The organism is Pseudomonas sp. ES1, assembly GCF_050586605.1.
In the GTDB taxonomy this organism is placed as follows: domain Bacteria; phylum Pseudomonadota; class Gammaproteobacteria; order Pseudomonadales; family Pseudomonadaceae; genus Aquipseudomonas; species Aquipseudomonas sichuanensis.
Genome location: NZ_JBOBDM010000056.1, coordinates 22705 through 40305, shown reverse-complemented (window position 1 = coordinate 40305; position 17601 = coordinate 22705). Strand labels below are relative to the sequence as shown.

General features: G+C 63.3%; 15 protein-coding genes. 12 read left to right on the top strand and 3 right to left on the bottom strand.

Annotated features, from left to right (window positions below):
- The 3 genes from ACQ4N9_RS21140 to ACQ4N9_RS21130 all read left to right on the top strand — a co-directional run.
- The coding region (locus tag ACQ4N9_RS21140; RefSeq protein ID WP_430933643.1) for a hypothetical protein at positions 1–385 on the top strand (385 nt) is incomplete at its 5' end.
- A 325-nt stretch (positions 386–710) separates the two neighbouring features.
- Positions 711–3587: a ribonucleoside-diphosphate reductase subunit alpha gene (locus ACQ4N9_RS21135; protein ID WP_125462958.1), complete on the top strand. Its 2877-nt coding sequence runs from the start codon at positions 711–713 to the stop codon at positions 3585–3587.
- A gap of 265 nt (positions 3588–3852) precedes the next feature.
- The gene (locus tag ACQ4N9_RS21130) at positions 3853–5103 is read left to right on the top strand and encodes a ribonucleotide-diphosphate reductase subunit beta (protein WP_110993000.1); all 1251 of its coding nucleotides are present in this window, start codon (positions 3853–3855) and stop codon (positions 5101–5103) included.
- A 54-nt stretch (positions 5104–5157) separates the two neighbouring features.
- Here ACQ4N9_RS21130 and ACQ4N9_RS21125 read toward each other — a convergent pair whose 3' ends face one another.
- Complete coding sequence (locus ACQ4N9_RS21125) at positions 5158–5532, bottom strand: hypothetical protein (RefSeq protein ID WP_390970395.1); 375 nt, start codon at positions 5530–5532, stop codon at positions 5158–5160.
- 183 nt (positions 5533–5715) lie between these two features.
- Between ACQ4N9_RS21125 and ACQ4N9_RS21120 the strand changes: the two genes are divergently transcribed.
- Entirely contained in the window at positions 5716–5997 is a 282-nt protein-coding gene (locus tag ACQ4N9_RS21120) for a hypothetical protein (RefSeq protein WP_390970397.1), read from the top strand.
- A 975-nt stretch (positions 5998–6972) separates the two neighbouring features.
- On the opposite strand, the gene ACQ4N9_RS21115 is transcribed toward ACQ4N9_RS21120, so the two are convergent.
- Positions 6973–7443 carry a GNAT family N-acetyltransferase gene (locus ACQ4N9_RS21115; protein WP_390970399.1) on the bottom strand — a complete coding sequence of 157 codons (471 nt, stop codon included), beginning with the start codon at positions 7441–7443 and terminating at the stop codon, positions 6973–6975.
- 287 nt (positions 7444–7730) lie between these two features.
- Here ACQ4N9_RS21115 and ACQ4N9_RS21110 point away from each other — a divergent pair, with 287 nt between their 5' ends.
- From ACQ4N9_RS21110 to ACQ4N9_RS21100, 3 genes are all read left to right on the top strand, one after another.
- A complete protein-coding gene (locus tag ACQ4N9_RS21110) occupies positions 7731–9257 on the top strand; it encodes a PLP-dependent aminotransferase family protein (RefSeq protein WP_390970401.1) in 1527 nt (508 codons plus the stop codon).
- 216 nt (positions 9258–9473) lie between these two features.
- Entirely contained in the window at positions 9474–9851 is a 378-nt protein-coding gene (locus ACQ4N9_RS21105; RefSeq protein WP_390970403.1) for a helix-turn-helix domain-containing protein, read from the top strand.
- Positions 9848–11152, top strand: a complete 1305-nt coding sequence (locus ACQ4N9_RS21100) for a type II toxin-antitoxin system HipA family toxin (protein ID WP_390970405.1) — start codon at positions 9848–9850, stop codon at positions 11150–11152. The genes ACQ4N9_RS21105 and ACQ4N9_RS21100 overlap by 4 nt, the downstream gene beginning before the upstream one ends.
- Positions 11153–11162: 10 nt before the next feature.
- On the opposite strand, the gene ACQ4N9_RS21095 is transcribed toward ACQ4N9_RS21100, so the two are convergent.
- Positions 11163–11948, bottom strand: coding sequence for an SDR family NAD(P)-dependent oxidoreductase (locus ACQ4N9_RS21095; RefSeq protein WP_125462952.1), 786 nt, complete (start codon positions 11946–11948; stop codon positions 11163–11165).
- A 130-nt stretch (positions 11949–12078) separates the two neighbouring features.
- Between ACQ4N9_RS21095 and ACQ4N9_RS21090 the strand changes: the two genes are divergently transcribed.
- The 5 genes from ACQ4N9_RS21090 (at position 12079) to ACQ4N9_RS21070 (ending at position 17591) form a co-directional block, all read left to right on the top strand.
- Positions 12079–12642, top strand: a complete 564-nt coding sequence (locus ACQ4N9_RS21090) for a TetR/AcrR family transcriptional regulator (protein ID WP_390970407.1) — start codon at positions 12079–12081, stop codon at positions 12640–12642.
- A 541-nt stretch (positions 12643–13183) separates the two neighbouring features.
- On the top strand, positions 13184–14158 hold the full coding sequence (gene sbnA, locus ACQ4N9_RS21085) for a 2,3-diaminopropionate biosynthesis protein SbnA (protein WP_306109320.1): 975 nt from the start codon (positions 13184–13186) through the stop codon (positions 14156–14158).
- Positions 14159–14164: 6 nt separating this feature from the next.
- Positions 14165–15196: a 2,3-diaminopropionate biosynthesis protein SbnB gene (sbnB, locus tag ACQ4N9_RS21080; protein ID WP_430933637.1), complete on the top strand. Its 1032-nt coding sequence runs from the start codon at positions 14165–14167 to the stop codon at positions 15194–15196.
- Positions 15190–16980, top strand: a complete 1791-nt coding sequence (locus ACQ4N9_RS21075) for an FAD/NAD(P)-binding protein (protein WP_390970410.1) — start codon at positions 15190–15192, stop codon at positions 16978–16980. Before sbnB ends, ACQ4N9_RS21075 begins: the two co-directional genes overlap by 7 nt.
- A complete protein-coding gene (locus ACQ4N9_RS21070; RefSeq protein ID WP_347150620.1) occupies positions 16977–17591 on the top strand; it encodes a glutathione S-transferase family protein in 615 nt (204 codons plus the stop codon). Before ACQ4N9_RS21075 ends, ACQ4N9_RS21070 begins: the two co-directional genes overlap by 4 nt.
- Positions 17592–17601: the final 10 nt, after the last annotated feature.

Sequence of the window (17601 nt, the reverse complement as noted above, 5' to 3'; positions counted from 1 at the left end):
CTATAAATGCCTGATCCTACGAAATTTCTCTTTCACCAAAGCGCAATATCAGGCCCGGATACTACGTCCCGCCTCCGGCCCTGCCAACCTGGCCACACGCCACTGGACTGAAGCGTTTTTTGTGATAGGGTTCGCGCCCGCAAAAAACTGCCCAGGGGCGGCGAGACGCAGAAAAGTCGTGAAAACCTCTTGGGACAAGGCCTACAGCGACTACCCAGGAATCACACACAAAGTACCCACAACTTATCCACAGGCGCTCGCCTTGCAAAGCCCCCCAGACCGCATTATCTTGTATCCCGATCGCAGCGAACCACTAGATGTTGGGGTTCGAGCAAAATCACACACACAAGTCAACAGGCAAATTCAAGCGAATTTCACCTACTGAACTTAACGTGATTCCAGCAGCCAAACCGCTCCTGCGGAGGCGACCGAGGCAAGCCCTTTCAGGGCCTTGTTCGGGCATGGGTGTTGCAGGCAAGGCCTGACACCCATCAGCAACAGATTTTGGGTTCGCCCAAAAACTTTGACTTCGGCCAGGGAGCGGCAGGTTATTGCCCTTTATTCCTGAGTCTGTCCCGAAGTCGGTACGCCCGAGCGGACGGATGCGTGTGCTTCACGCGCATCCCCGCCTGGGCCACCAGGCAAGTGGACGGAACGGTGGGCGCCCCAAAGGCGCCTGAACACTATAGAAACTGTGGAGACACCCACCCATGCAAACCGACACAACTCGCGAGAACCCGCAGGCTCTGGCGCCGCAGGCCGAGTCCAACCAGGACCTGGCTGCCACCGCCCCAGGCCAACTGCGCGTGATCAAGCGTAACGGTACTGTCGTCCCCTACACCGACGACAAGATCACCGTGGCCATCACCAAGGCGTTCCTCGCAGTTGAAGGCGGCACCGCTGCCGCTTCGTCGCGCATCCACGACACCGTCGCGCGCCTGACCGAGCAGGTCACCGCCACGTTCAAGCGTCGCATGCCATCGGGTGGCACCATCCACATCGAAGAAATCCAGGACCAGGTCGAACTGGCCCTGATGCGCGCCGGCGAGCAGAAAGTCGCCCGCGACTACGTGATCTACCGCGACCAGCGCGCCAAAGAGCGCGCCACCCGCGCCAACACCGGCGCCGTGGTCGAGCCGCACCCAAGCATCCGCATCACCCTGGCCGACGGCAGCCTGGCGCCGCTGGACATGGCGCGCCTGAACACCATCATCAGCGAAGCCTGCGAAGGCCTGGCCGAAGTCGATGGCGAGTTGATCCAACGCGAAACCCTGAAGAACCTCTACGACGGCGTGGCCATCAAGGACGTCAACACCGCCCTGGTGATGACCTCCCGCACCCTGGTCGAGCGTGAGCCGAACTACTCGTTCGTCACCGCCCGCCTGCTGATGGACACCCTGCGCGCCGAAGGCCTGGGCTTCCTGGGCGTGGCCGACAGCGCCACCCACCACGAGATGGCCGACCTGTACGCCAAGGCCCTGCCAGCCTACGTGGCCAAAGGTATCGAGTTCGAACTGCTCAACCCGGCCCTGGCCGACTTCGACCTGGAAAAACTGGGCAAGGCGATCAACCACGAGCGCGACCAGCAGTTCACCTACCTGGGCCTGCAGACCCTGTACGACCGTTACTTCATTCACAAGGATGGCGTGCGCTTCGAGCTGCCGCAGGTGTTCTTCATGCGTGTGGCCATGGGCCTGGCGCTGGAAGAGAAAGACAAAGAAGCCCGCGCGATCGAGTTCTACAACCTGCTGTCGTCGTTCGACTACATGGCGTCCACGCCAACCCTGTTCAACGCCGGCACCCTGCGCCCGCAACTGTCCAGCTGCTACCTGACCACCGTGCCGGACGACCTGTCGGGCATCTACCACGCGATCCACGACAACGCCATGCTGTCCAAATTCGCCGGTGGCCTGGGCAACGACTGGACCCCGGTGCGCGCCCTGGGCTCGTACATCAAGGGCACCAACGGCAAGTCGCAAGGCGTCGTGCCGTTCCTTAAAGTAGTCAACGACACCGCCGTTGCCGTGAACCAGGGTGGCAAGCGCAAAGGCGCCGTGTGTGCCTACCTGGAAACCTGGCACCTGGACATCGAAGAATTCATCGAGCTGCGCAAGAACACCGGTGATGACCGTCGTCGTACCCACGACATGAACACCGCCAACTGGATCCCTGACCTGTTCATGAAGCGCGTCTTCGATGACGGCAAGTGGACCCTGTTCTCGCCAAGCGAAGTACCTGATCTGCACGACCTGACCGGCAAGGCCTTCGAAGAGCGCTACGAGTACTACGAAGCCCTGACCGAGTACAACAAGATCAAGGTGTTCAAGACCATCCAGGCCAAAGACCTGTGGCGCAAGATGCTGTCGATGCTGTTCGAGACCGGCCACCCGTGGCTGACCTTCAAGGACCCGTGCAACCTGCGCAGCCCGCAGCAGCACGTGGGCGTGGTCCACAGCTCGAACCTGTGCACCGAGATCACCCTGAACACCAACAAGGACGAGATCGCGGTCTGCAACCTGGGCTCGATCAACCTGCCGAACCACATCGTCGACGGCAAGCTGGACACCGCCAAGCTGCAACGCACCGTGAACACCGCCGTGCGCATGCTCGACAACGTGATCGACATCAACTACTACTCGGTGCCGCAGGCGCGTAACTCGAACCTCAAGCACCGCCCGGTGGGCCTGGGCATCATGGGCTTCCAGGACGCACTGTACCTGCAGCACATCGCCTACGGCTCCGACGCTGCCGTCGAGTTCGCCGACAAGTCGATGGAAGCGGTCAGCTACTACGCGATCCAGGCTTCCTGCGACCTGGCCGACGAGCGCGGCGCCTACGAGACCTTCCAGGGTTCGCTGTGGTCTAAAGGCATCCTGCCGCTGGATTCGCAACAGATCCTGATCGAGGCCCGTGGCCAGAAGTACATCGACGTCGACCTGACCGAAAGCCTGGACTGGGCACCGGTCCGTGCCCGCGTACAAAAAGGTATTCGTAACTCGAACATCATGGCCATCGCGCCGACCGCGACCATCGCCAACATCACCGGCGTGTCGCAGTCCATCGAGCCGACCTACCAAAACCTGTACGTGAAATCGAACCTGTCGGGCGAGTTCACCGTGATCAACCCGTACCTGGTGCGCGACCTGAAAGCCCGCGACCTGTGGGACTCGGTGATGATCAACGACCTGAAGTACTACGACGGTTCGGTGCAGCAGATCGAGCGTATCCCGCAAGAGCTCAAAGACCTGTACGCCACCGCGTTCGAAGTCGAGACCAAGTGGATCGTCGATGCCGCCTCGCGTCGCCAGAAGTGGATCGACCAGGCCCAGTCGCTGAACCTGTACATCGCCGGCGCCTCGGGCAAGAAGCTGGACGTGACCTACCGCATGGCCTGGTACCGTGGTCTGAAGACCACCTACTACCTCCGTGCCCTGGCCGCGACCAGCACCGAGAAGTCGACCATCAACACCGGCAAGCTCAACGCCGTGTCGAGCGGTGGCGACAGCGCCCCGGTCCAGGCCGCAGGCCCTGCCCCGGTACCGAAGGCTTGCGCCATCGACGAGCCGGATTGCGAAGCCTGCCAATAAGGCTTGGCTGAGGCTTCCCCCGGGAAGCCTCTTTTTTCGTGTAGCCACACGGAACCCTGTGGGAGCGGGTTTACCCGCGAAGAGGCCGGCACTGCCGCCCCCTGCCCCACAGCCAAACACAATAGGCCCGGGCGCCAATACCCGGGCCAGCCCCTCAAAGGGCATTCAGATTTGCGTGCACTGCAGTACCCCATCCGGGGCCTAAGCACCGCAACCAAGATCCACCGGCCATACTCAAGATGGCCCTCAAGCAGGAGAACTCACCATGCTGAGCTGGGACGAATTCGATAAAGAAGACGGCGAAGTAGCCGCCAAGGGCAACACCGGCGCACAAGCCGCCGCAGCCGCCACCCTGGACAAGCTCGACAGCGCCGGCGGTGCCGCCGCCCTGGAAGCCCGCGCCGCCACCGCCTCGGACTCCGACGCCGTCAAGCGCGCCAAGGCTGCCCTGGACGCCCTGGACATCGCCGAAGGCCTGGCCGAGCTGGAAGGCTCCTCGGCCCGCGTCGCCGTTGACGAAAAGCGCATGATCAACTGCCGCGCCGACCTCAACCAGCTGGTCCCGTTCAAGTACGACTGGGCCTGGCAGAAGTACCTGGACGGTTGCGCCAACCACTGGATGCCGCAAGAGGTCAACATGACCGCCGACATCGCCCTGTGGAAGAGCATGGACGGCCTGACCGAAGACGAGCGCCGCATCGTGATGCGCAACCTCGGCTTCTTCTCCACCGCCGACTCGCTGGTTGCCAACAACCTGGCCCTGGCCGTGTACCGCCTGATCACCAACCCCGAGTGCCGCCAGTACATCCTGCGCCAGGCCTTCGAAGAGGCGATCCACACCCACGCCTACCAGTACTGCATCGAGTCGCTGGGCATGGATGAAGGCGAGATCTTCAACATGTACCACGAGATCCCATCGGTCGCTAAGAAGGCGGCCTGGGGCCTGAAGTACACCCGCGCCATCTCGGACCCGGAGTTCAACACCGGCACCGTCGAGACCGACAAAGAGCTGCTGCGCAACCTGATCGCCTACTACTGCGTACTGGAAGGCATCTTCTTCTACTGCGGCTTCACCCAGATCCTGTCCATGGGCCGCCGCAACAAGATGACCGGCGTTGCCGAGCAGTTCCAGTACATCCTGCGTGACGAGTCCATGCACCTGAACTTCGGCATCGACGTGATCAACCAGATCAAGATCGAGAACCCGCACCTGTGGGATGCCGCGATGAAGGAAGAGGCTACCCAGATGATTCTGCAAGGGACTCAGCTGGAGATCGAATACGCGCGCGACACCATGCCGCGCGGCGTGCTGGGGATGAACGCGGCGATGATGGAGGATTACCTCAAGTTCATTGCTAACCGTCGACTGACTCAGATTGGTCTGAAGGAAGAGTATCCGGGGACTACTAACCCGTTCCCTTGGATGAGCGAGATCATGGACTTGAAGAAGGAGAAGAACTTCTTTGAGACTCGGGTGATTGAGTATCAGACCGGTGGTGCTCTGAGCTGGGATTGATCGTCCTGCTATCCAAAAAGGCTGCCGTTTGGCAGCCTTTTTTATATCGAAGTCTCACTCGTCCGAGTCGACATCCTCACCATTAGATGGAAGCTCCAATACTGCCTGCTCGAGCTTTTCTGCTTGGGGGTTCCCATGCGCCAGCCAGTCAAATGCGAATATTCGCATTTGATCTCGTGCGTAGTCCGCAGCTTTAGCCCCGATAAAACCACGCCCTGGCAGACCTGAACTTTTTTGAACAACCAAAAGTGTTAGAGGTGGCAAGTCCTGCAGAATGCAATACGACTGTATAGGCTCAAGTAACCTGCCCATACCTGCTGCAGGAACTCCAATCAACCTAGAGAGCATCCCATACGTAAGCGACTGTCGGTTACGTGCCGCCAAGGCAAGCACCGCCCATATCTGACTGGCTCTTTCAGATCGATTCATGAGACTTCCTATCTCCGGTTGAGTAGCCAAGAAATATCATAACGCCACTATTACTTCAAAATGTGTTCCTGAATTGACGAAGTAGGTGTTGTCTTCTAGCTTGGCTGGTCAGCGCTTAAGAACGCTCACGCGGCGGAATCCCGTTCCCGTTAGCAACGGCTTTCCTGACTCTGGAAGCCAATCATGGACAACCACTACAGCTCCACCCTCTTCACCCGCCACAACCGCCCCCTCCACACCCTCTGGCTCGAATCCCAAGCCTGGTTCTGCGCCCACGAACTTGGCCGGATGACCGGGCGCTTCTTCGACGAACACTGCATCCGCAAGCCCGACCCGGACCAGCATCGCACCGTGCAGCTGCTGCGCTACGGCCAGTACAGCGAGACCACCATGGTCAGCGAGTCCGGGGCCGGCCCATCATCACATTCCGGAAAATCGCCACCTGCGGCACTGGCTGACCCATGAGGTAGTGGCGGTGCTGCGCGATGGGCAGGACTCGGCGCTGGACGACCTGCCGCGCCTGGGCAGGATGTGCTGGCCGGGTGGGCATACGGCGAGCCTTTTGTATTGGCAGAGCGAGCCTTGGGTACGGATGCGGGATATGCCGGTGGTGATAGCGGCGGAAGTGCCTTTGGCCGTGGCTACAAAGCGCAAGCTGAGCTGGAAGGAATGTGCGCAGCGGGCGTTGCGGTTGCATGGGGTTGGGGATTGAAGATCCCTGGGGCCGCGCTGCGACCCTTCGCGGGTAAACCCGCTCCCACACAAAGCGGTAATGGCAGAAGAAGGGCTTGCCCTCGCCACAAAGGGCATCGATGTGCCGGACTGGAACATGCCAGTCACGTGGTCGAGGGCAAGACCGTTAATGAGTTTAGAGCGGATCATGAGTCTTGCCATTTCGAAGGCAGCGCTTTCAAGGTGTTTGCGTAATGGCCGGCAGGTGTTCGCCGAAAGCCTTGCAGCGCCTAGCAGATCGAGTGCCGCCCGCGCGGCGCATCGCTGGCAAGCCAGCTCCCACATCTGTTTCGGGCCAGTTACTCCTGCAAAGTCACCACTGTCCGCCTTGTTGGTCCGACTGGATCTTGAGGTGGGCGCTGATGGCGCCGCGCCAGGCTCAAGACATGCACCAAGGCGGGCAGCGGTACCTATATAGGAGTGATTGGCCCGAAACAGATGTGGGAGCTGGCTTGCCAGCGATGCGCCGCGCGGGCGGCGCTCGATCTAGAGAACGCTGCAAGACTATCGCCAAGCGCCTTGCGGCCCTCACGCAATAACACTCAAAAGACCATCAACGGCTAGGCCTGAAACAGCTATCGATCATTCGGTGCATTGGGGCCACTTTGCGGCCCATCGCGGGGCAAGCCCGCTCCTACAGGTTTTACGGCGCAGTTCCTGTGGGGGCGGGCTTGTCCCGCGATGGCGCCAGCACCGGCAACGATGGGTTTAGTTGGCAACATCCAACGGCATCCGATACTCGATCACCCCCGGCTTCTCGGCAATCCAGTCATACAACCGCTGCGCAGTCCGGTTGGTCTCCTGGGTATGCCAGTACAGCCGGTCGCACTGCTGCTGCCGGGCCTGGTCCTGGACGAACTCGATCAGCCGCTTGCCGACCGTCCGGCCCCGTGCGCTCGGGCACACGAACAGGTCTTCCAGGTAGCAGAAGTCGTTGCGCCCCCAGGTCGAGCGGTGGAACACGTAGTGGACGAAGCCGAAAATCTGCTCCCCATCGGTGGCCACGGCGCAGTGCATGGGCTCGGCCGGGTCGAAGAAGCGGGCCCAGGTGCGCTCGGTGATGGCTGGGCCCAGGTCCACTTGGTAGAAGGCCTGGTATTGCGCCCAGTAATCGCACCAGGGCTGCAGATCGGCTTGCTTCACTCGGCGAACGAAAACGGGCAGTTGGGTGGTGGTCATTATTGGAACCCTTTTGGACAAGACAGCGTGAATGAGTGAGGGGCCGGCCTGCCCGTAGCGCACGCCTTCCTTGGCGACAGCTTGCGGGCCTGGGTTTTATAGCGGATAAATGGTTGGTTTTTACCTGCCAATTTATTGGTAATAGCCAGACCATATTGGAGTTCCGGGTAGGGGTAAGGCTTGAGATTGCCGGGGCCGCTTCGCGCCCCTTGTGCCGCGAAAGGGCTGCGAAGCGGCCCCAGCATTGGCAGCCCTAAATCAGAACCATCAGCCAGGGAATCAGGCCAATGTTCAAACACGCACAACTGGAATCGGTAAAAGCCTGGATCAACGACCCCGCCCACAACGCGCTGGCCTTGCATGTGCGCATCCAGCGGGCGATCCGCCAGTTGATCCTCGACGGCGCACTGCCGGTGGGCAAGGCGCTGCCCGCCTCGCGCCCGCTGGCCCAGTCCCTGGGTGTGTCGCGGGATACCGTGGAGTCGGCCTACAGCCAGTTACACGCCGAAGGCTTCATCGAGCGGCGCGTAGGCAGCGGCAGCTTCGTGTCGCAACGGGCCCGGTGCCTGCCGCTGCGCAAGCGCCAGCGCCCGGCACACAGCGAAGCCCCTGTGCAGTTGAGCCGCCGAGGCACGGCGATTCTGCACAGCGGTGGCGTCCACAACTTCCAGTCGCCCCGCCCCTTCGCCCCGGGCGTGGCCGAAACCCGGCACTTCCCCCTGGCCATCTGGGAGAAGCTGGAGCGGCAGGTGTACAAGGAATACGGCACGCGGGCACTGGAGCACAGCGAGCCGCAGGGCATGGCCCCGCTGCGCAAGGCAATTGCCGATTACCTCAACCTGGAGCGCGGCGCCCAGGCATCCGCCGAGCGCATCCTGATCCTCACCAGTTCGCAGCAGGCACTGGGGTTGTGCGCCCAGGTGCTGATGGACGCCGACGACAAAGTGCTGGTCGAGGACCCGCTGTACCAGGGCACCCGCAAGGCCATCACTGCGGCAGGCCTGGCAGGCGTACCAGTACCCGTGGATGAGCACGGCCTGCAGGTGGACGCCATGGCCCGGCTCGCGCCGGACGCCCGGGCGCTGTTCCTCACCCCCTCCCACCAATACCCGACCGGCGCGACCCTGTCGCTGGACCGGCGCCTGCTGGCGATCGAGTGGGCGCGCCAGCAACAGGCCTGGATCATCGAGGACGACTACGACAGCGAGTTCCACTACGCCGGCCGCCCCACCGCCTGCGTGCAGGGCCTGGACCCGCATGACCGCACGTTGTACATCGGCACCTTCACCAAATCGCTGTTCGCCGGGCTGCGCATCGGCTACCTGCTGCTGCCGCCGCAACTCGTCGCGCCGATGACCGCCGCCCGAACCCTGCAGGACGGGCATAACGCCTCCATCGCCCAGCTGACCCTGGCCAGGTTCATGGAGGGCGGCCACTTCAACGCCCATGTGCGGGCCATGCGCGGGCTCTACGCCGAGCGGCGCGATGTACTGGCGGATCTCATTCAGCGGCACCTGGCGGCATTTCTCGTGCCGCAGATCCCGGCCGGGGGGCTGCAGATGCCCTGCCATTTCGTCCAGGCCTTGCCTGAAGACGCCGTGGTCAGGGCCGCGCGCGGGGTGGGGATCGACCTGCTCGGGCTGGGTGGCCTGTATGCGGTGCCCAGTAACGATGTTGGCTTGCTGATGGGGTTTGCCGCTCAAACGACCGCCGAGATGAAGGCCGCGGTGGTGAAGCTGGAAAAGGTGTTCGCAGGCTTGGCCGCTGCGGGACGCACATCGATAAGCCGTCCTCCGCGAAACGAAATGTCGTAAACAAAGGCAGCATAATCACTCAGCCGACCCTACAACGCTAACGCCTAGAATACTTAGCTCAAATGCATAAAAAACCGTATAACGCCTAGTTTTACAAGCTTTATAAAATGCTTGGCCAACCTTTAAAAATCACTTTTCAACGCCTAATATTCTAGGCAAAGAGATCGATAAAGGCCTTTTAAACATAGGATTCCAGGCGTAATGAAAGCCACATCAATGACCGACGATGCCATCGCCTGCGAGATCGGCCAGCGCATTGAAGCGATCCGCTTGAAGCGTAATATCGGCCAGGACATCGTTGCCCATGAAGCCGGGATCTCTCGGGAGACCTACCGCAAACTCACGGCCGGCAAAGGCACCTTGGTCAATATCATCGCCGTGCTGCGGGTGCTTGGGGAGTTGGAGCGCCTCGCCAGCCTGATCGAGGAAGTCAGAAGCAGCCCCTTGCAGCTGGCGAAAATGCAGGGCAAGCAAAGGCAGCGAGCGACAGTCACACGGGCAACCCAGCCGGCGCCTGAACACACCGGCAAAACCCCGATTGGCAAGCCCTCGCTCATTGGTGGCCAGAAACCCCACAAGGATGAAAGCTGGTGATCGCACAAATCTACCTCTGGGATGTGTACGTAGGCGCACTCAACTGGAACCCGCAAACCCAGGTTGGAGAATTCGAATACACCCCCGAATTCGTCAGGACCGGCCTGGAAATCTCGCCTGTCCACATGCCCTTGCGCGCGGACTACGTCTACGTCTTCCAGGGGCTGGACCGCGAAACCTTCAAAGGCCTGCCGTCGATTCTGGCCGACTCCCTGCCTGATGACTTCGGCAATGCGCTGATCGATGCCTGGTTGGCCCAGCAAGGGCGCAGCAAAGCCACGTTCACGCCGGTCGAGCGCCTGCTGTACCAGGGTGAGCGAGGCATGGGCGCGCTGGAATACCGCCCGGCGCTGGCCACCGAACGGGACAAGGCAGAAAGTATCCAGATCGACGCCCTGGTGCGCCTCGCCAGCGAGGTGCTGTCGGATCGCGAGTCGATCGCCGAACGGCTCAACGCCCATGACCCGTCAGTGGACGACGCGGCCCTGCAACACCTCATCCACATCGGCACGAGCGCGGGCGGGGCACGGGCGAAAGCGGTCATCGCCATCGATGCTCAAGGTGAGATCCGCTCAGGCCAGGTCACCGCGCCCCCCGGGTTCGAGTACTGGCTGCTCAAGTTCGATGTGGCCAAGGACTCGAAACTGCTGGCCGATTCACAGGGTTACGGGCGGATCGAGTACGCCTACCACCTGATGGCCAAGGCCGCGGGCATCAGCATGACCGAGTGCCGGTTGCTGGAAGAGGGAGGCCGCGCCCACTTCATGACCAAGCGCTTCGACCGCACGGCCGAAGGCGAGAAAATCCACATGGCCACCCTGTGCGCACTCGACCATGCCGACTTCCGCAAGCCTGGCCAGTACTCGTATGCCGAGGCGTTCGGGGTCATGCGTGCACTGAGGATTTCTCGAGACGGGGCCGAAGAGTTCTACCGGCGCATGGTCTTCAACCTGGTCGCCCGCAACCAGGACGATCACACCAAGAACACGGCCTTCATGATGGATACCGACGGCACCTGGTACCTCACGCCGGCCTACGACGTGTCCTATTCCTACCTGCCCGGCAGCTTCTGGGTAGACACCCACCAGATGACGGTCAACGGCAAGCGCGACGACTTCACCCTCGATGACCTGCTGAGCGTGGCGAGCCAGGTTCGCGGCATGGACGCACGGCGGATCATCAAGGAAGTCTGCGAGGCCGTCGCACAGTGGCCACGCTTTGCCAGGGAAGCGGGTGTGCCTGCCACAGCCAGTGAACGGATTGGCGAGGCACACCGGCTGTATCTTGGCGAGGGGCTGTGAACCTGGCTCGCTACACGGCGCGATAACGCTCAGCCACCTGGGACTGGCGCAAATCCCCCATCAACATCTGCCGCGCACCGTCCAGCGCCGCCCAGCGCTCGGCGTGCTGCAACGGCGGGATGGTGATCGCCTCGCGCCGGTCATAGCCCACCAGGGCGGCATCGACCAGATCCTGTACCTCCATCACTTCAGGCAGCGAATCGATGTCCAGCCCGGAGCGTGACCAGATTTCGGTACGGGTCGCCGCCGGCAGCACGGCCTGCACATAAACACCCTTTGGCCCCAATTCCAGCGCCAGCCCCTGGGACAGGAACTGCACGAAGGCCTTGGTAGCGCCATACACCGTCATGCCCAGCTCCGGTGCCAGCCCCACCACCGAACCGATGTTGACGATCGCACCACTGCCCTGCTCGGCCAGACGTGGGGCGATGGCAGCCGCCAGGCGGGTGACGGCGGTGACGTTGAGGCCGATCAGGCGTTCGAGGCTTTCGCCGTTCTGCCCGAGGAAGCCGCCCGACTGGCCTTGGCCTGCGTTGTTGATCAGTACACCGATGCGGCCATCTTCACGCAAACGGGCTTCGACCTTGGCCAATGCAGCTTCTTGCGTCAGGTCGGCGACCAGTACCTCGACCGCGACGGCAAATTGCTCATGCAGGCGATCGGCCAGGGCCTCCAGCCGGGCCTGATCGCGGGCGACCAGTACCAGGTCGTGGCCGCGCTGGGCGAAGCGTTCGGCATAGGTGGCGCCGATGCCGCTGGAAGCGCCGGTGACAAGAACGGTAGGCAAGGCACTCATGGGTAGATCCTCAAGGTTGGGTGGGCTTGCCATTATGATTACGGTCATAATCTAACTATGTCAATTTTTTGATGATGAACAACATCAATGTATGATGAGCCCCACCACCCCGGTGCAGGAGTCGCCCGCCATGAAAGTCACCAAGGCACAAGCCCAAGCCAACCGCGCGCATATTGTCGAAACGGCTTCCTCGCTGTTTCGCGAGCGGGGGTATGACGGGGTCGGTGTGGCCGACCTGATGGCCGCTGCCGGTTTCACCCATGGCGGGTTCTACAAGCACTTCGGCTCCAAGGCCGACCTCATGGCCGAGGCCGCGGCGTGTGGCCTGGCCAGCAGCGCGATGCGCAGCGAAGGGGTCGATCTGGCGGACTACCTGGGCCAGTACCTGTCCAGGGAGCACCGCGACAATCCAGCGCAAGGCTGCACCCTGGCGGCGCTGAGCAACGATGCGGCGCGCCAGCCCGAGGCCGTCAAGGCGGTGTTTGCCGAAGGACTGGAGCAGTTGCTGCAGACGCTGCAGGCGGCCGGCGGACCGATCGAAACTGCCGATGAGAAGGCTCAGCGTGCCCGGCGCTTGAGCGTGATTGCCACCTTGGTGGGGGCCATCTCGCTGTCCCGGGCCTGCCCGGATGATTCGCCGTTGGCGGATGAAATTCTCGAGGCTTGCCGGGCCCGGCTGCTTCCACCGCAATAACTTTCACTCGAACACTGCCCTGCACTGTGGGAACAACTGTCCTCTCCTACAGTGCCTGTACTGGCCCCATCGCTGGCAAGCCAGCTCCCACAGCTTGGGTTTGCCCGGTCGAGGTGGGAGCCGGCTTGCCGGCGATCACCGGCGAAGCCGGTGCCATGCACCGCGTCGCCTGATTTGCGGGTAAACCAGCTCCCACAGGGATCGCGCAAGGCATTCTGATTTTGAGCAAACCAGGCTCCCGCTAGCCGCCTTCCCCTGTATTGAAAAATCCCGATTTTCTGTATCTGTCGCCCTCCCCTCCCCGCCCCGCACCATCACTCCCGCAGCGCCAGGCACACCCACCCGGCGCGCAGTTGCATACCAACCCCAACATCATGAGCAACATCGTTTCCACGGATGGAAAGCGCGTTTGTAGATAACCGTAGAACAGGCAAGCGCTACCACCCGGTACCTCACTTCCCTGCTGCCCCGTTACTTCAAAGCCTGCCGCCCCAACGGCGGACGGCCCGCTTCATTCAGGAAATCTGACAGGGATGCCCTAATGATCAAGCAACTGATAAACGAAAATAACTACGTCCAGGTCGATCAGCTGTGCAGTGCCAAGGTGCACTTGAAGATCGAGGGCCTGAATCCGGCCGGCTCCATCAAGCTCAAGACCGCCCACGCGATCGTCGCCGACCTGGAAAGCCGTGGGCTGATCACCCCAAGAACGCGGCTGATCGAATCCTCGTCGGGCAACCTTGGCGTGGCCCTGGCGATGGTCTGCGCGGCCAAGGGCTACCAGTTCGTCTGCGTCATCGACCCGAACACCTCGGCGCCCAACCGCAAGCTGATCCAGGCCCTGGGCGCACAGGTGATCGTGGTCGACCAGCGCGACGAGAACGGTGGTTTCCTCTACTCGCGCATCCGCCTGATCGAACAGATGGTCGCGCAGAACCCCGACTACATCTGGCTCAACCAGTACCAGAACCCGAACAACCCGCTGGCCCACTACAACGCCACCGCGCGGGCCATCGCCGAGAAGTTCGGGCATGTCGACTACCTGTTCGTCGGCGCCGGCACCACCGGCACGCTGATGGGCTGCAAGCGCTATTTCGCCGACCACCACCCGCGCACCAAGGTGATCGCGGTGGACTCGGTGGGTTCGGTGACCTTTGGCCTGCCCGGCGGCACCCGGCATATCCCGGGGCTCGGCACCAGCCGCCGGCCTGAGATCTACGAACCCAGCGATATCCACGCCTTCCTCACCGTGCCCGAGGTGCGCACGGTCCAGGTATGCCGCTGGCTGGCGCAGCGCTACGGCCTGCTGTTCGGTGGTTCCACCGGCACGGTGCTGGCCGGCGTGCAGCAGTGGGCAGCGCAGATCCGCCCGGACGATGTGGTGGTGGCGATCTCCCCGGACATGGGCGAGCGCTACCTGGAAACCCTCTATTCAGACGACTGGGTCAGCCAACGCTTGGGCCCGGACGCGCTGCAACCCTTGTTCCCCGAATTCCCTCTCTCCCTTACGGCGTAACCAGTCATGACCGCACAAGCTTCGATTCCCCCGTTCCACGTGATCCCCGGCGCCACCGTCAAGGACATCCTTGCCGGCATGCGCCAGGAGGCCATCGAGGTGGTCGCGCAGACCTACCTCACCCATGAGCGCGGCGAAACCGTCAACCCGGACAGCTACTTCCTGCGTTTCCCCGAAGAGCCGGCCAACCGCATCATTGCCCTGCCGGCGGCGATCGTCGACAAACAGGGCGAACAGTCGGTGTCGGGCATCAAGTGGATCGCCAGCTACCCGGACAACATCCACGCCGGCATCCCACGGGCCTCGGCGGTACTGATCCTCAACGACCCACAAACCGGCTACCCCTACGCGCTGCTGGAAGGCGCGCTGATCAGCGCCGTGCGCACCGCCGCCTCGGCCGTGCTGGGCGCCTGGCTGCTCAATGACAAACAAAAGCGTGCCGATAGCCTGTCGATCATTGGCGGTGGCGTAATCGCCCGCAACATCCTCGATACCTTCATCGGCGACGACTGGTCGTTCGGCCAGGTCGGCGTGCATGACCTCAACCGCGAGTCGGCCGAGGCACTGGCCGGTTTCGGCGAGCAACTGGGCCTGCCGCAGGTGCAACTGTGGTCGCTGGAAGAAGCGCTCAAGGCCGATATCGTGGTGTTCGCCACCAGCGCCGGCACCCCCTACGTCAGCGGCGACGACACCTTCCGCCCAGGCCAGATCGTGCTGAACATCTCGCTGCGCGACATCGACGCCGGCATCGTCGCCGCCAGCTACAACTACTTCGACGACGTCAGCCACTGCCTCAAGGCCAACACCTCGCCGCACCTGGCCGAGCAACGCTTCGGCCACCGCGATTTCGTCACCGGCACCGTGGCGCAGATCCTGCGCGGCGAACTGCAGGTGAACCGTGACAAACCCCTGATCTATTCGCCGTTCGGCATGGGCATCCTCGACCTGGCCCTGGGCCGGCGTATCCATGACGTGGCCCTCGAGCAAGGCTCGGCAGTCGCCGTGCCGTCGTTCTTCGGGGAGGAGCGCAGATGGTGAGCAAGCCCCTGCACATCGGCCTGGTGGGCTGCGGCTCGCGCGGGCTGTCGATCTTCGAGCGCCTGCTGAGCATCGCCGAAACCCGCCCGCAACAGCCGCTGGTGATCGACATCTTCGACCCCAACGTGTTCGGCACCGGTGCCCACTGGCCCAACCAACCGGACTACCTGCTGCTCAACACCGTGGCCGGGCAACTCGGGGTGTACCCCGACGCGGCGGCCTTCGGCACCCTGCATGATGCCCGCGAACGCTCGGGCCCGGACTTTCTGGAATGGTGCCGGTCCAAGGGGGTCAAGGTCGACCCGAAAACCGGCCTGGTGGCCGACGACGGGCGCGCGGTGGAGCCGGAGGACTTCCTCCCGCGCCGGCTGCTCGGCGCCTACCTGGCCGACGCCTTCTCGCGCATCCTGAGAAGCGCGCCAGCCTGGGTGGCGGTGCGCCTGCACCCGCACCCGGTGGTAGGCCTGCGCACCGATGCGCAGCAGGCCTACCAGCTCAAGCTGCCGTCGGGCGACAGTGTGACCGTGGACCGCTTGATCCTGACCGTCGGCCATACCGGGCGGGTGCGGGCAGACGAGGAAGGCCGGGTGGGCGATATCTACCCGCTGCCGGGCAGCCTCGACAGCATCGCCGCCGGCGAAGCCGTGCTGCTCGAAGGGCTGGGCCTGGGGGCGATGGATACCCTGGCGGCGCTGACCGCCGGCCGCGGTGGCGCCTACCACCGCATGGCCGACGCCAGCCATGTGTACTTCCCGTCCGGCAAGGAGCCGGTGATCTATATCCAGTCGCGTGACGGCCTGCCGTTCCGCGCGCGCCCCAACGGCCTGACCCGGGCGCCACGGCACAAGCCGATCTTCCTCACCAGCACCCATATCGATGCGCTGCGCCAGCAGGCGCCGAACGGCCAGCTGGACTTCGAGCGAGACGTGCTGCCGCGCATGCTCCTGGAAATGCGCGCGGCCGGCATGGCGGTGCTGCATGCCAAGACCGACCCGGCGCGCCACCGTGAAGTGCTGGAGCAACTGCGCACCGTCAGCCTGCAAACGCCCACCGATACCCGCGAAAGCGAGGGCCTGCTGCGTCACTACGAGGCGCTGTCCGGCGCCATCGACCCGCAGGCGCTGATCCTGCACAGCCTGCCGGCGCAGGTGAACGCGCACAACTACCATGCGTGGATCTACGACGCCATCGAGGCCGACCTGCACGAGGCCCGCATCGGCCGCGCCGAATCGCCGGTCAAGGCGGCCATCGAGGTGTGGCGCGACCTGCGTGACCGGCTGCGCGAGGCGGTCGACTTCGACGGCCTCACCGAGGCTTCGCACCGGCAGTTCTACGGCCGCTGGCACAAGGCGATCAACCGCCTGGTGGCCGGGCCGCAGAAGGAGCGCCACGCCGACCTGCTGGCCCTCAGCGACGCCGGGCTGCTGACCTTCCTGCCACCGGGCGCCGTACCAGCCGCCAAGCCTTACCGGCGCGTGGCCGGTTACGTGCAGGGCAGTGGCGTGCACGACAGCGACTGCGCCCCGGTGCGCGACCTGGCGCGGCTTGGCCTGATCCGCCCGCGCACCGATGTGCCGGGCCTGGATGGCATCGATGTCGACGCGGCCTGCCACCCACGCGCCAGCAGCGGCGAACCGGTGCGCAACCTCTGGGTGCTCGGGCCACTGGCCGAGGGCTCGTGCTACTACAACCACTACGTCACCTCGGCCGGCGCGCCGTCGCGGCTGTTCATCGACGCCCACAAGGCCGCCTCGGCCATCCTCGACACAGGGACCGCCCCATGAAGCTCTACTACCAGACCCACTCGCCCTACGCCCGCAAGGTGCTGGTGATGGCCCATGAGCTCGGGCTCGCCGAGCGCCTGGAGGTGATCCACCACGAGACCAGCCCGACTACCCGCAACGAGACCATCTACCAGGCCAACCCGCTGGGCAAGGTGCCGGTGCTGATGCTGCCCGAGGGCGAGGCGCTGTTCGACTCGATCGTGATCTGCGACTACCTCGACACCTTGCACCAGGGCCCGAAGCTGATCCCGCTGCAAGGCCCCGAGCGCTACCAGGCCCTGCGCCTGCAGGCGCTGGCCCAGGGCCTGTGCGATGTCGGCATCAAGCTGCGCTGGGAAGTCGAGCGCCGCCCGGCGCACCTGCGCTACCCGGCCTATGGCGAGGGCCAGAAGTACAAGCTCGAAGAGTCGTACCGCTACCTCGAACAACAGGTCGAACTCGACGGCCCGCTGAACGTTGGCCACGTGGCCCTGGGCACCGCCCTGGACTGGATCGTGTTCCGCGAGCTTGGCGACTTCTCCCAGCACCCGCGCCTGAACGCCTGGTACCAGCGTTTCTGCGACCGCCCCTCGATGCGCGCCACCGAGTACAGCGGTCAGACCCACGATTAAGGAACACAGC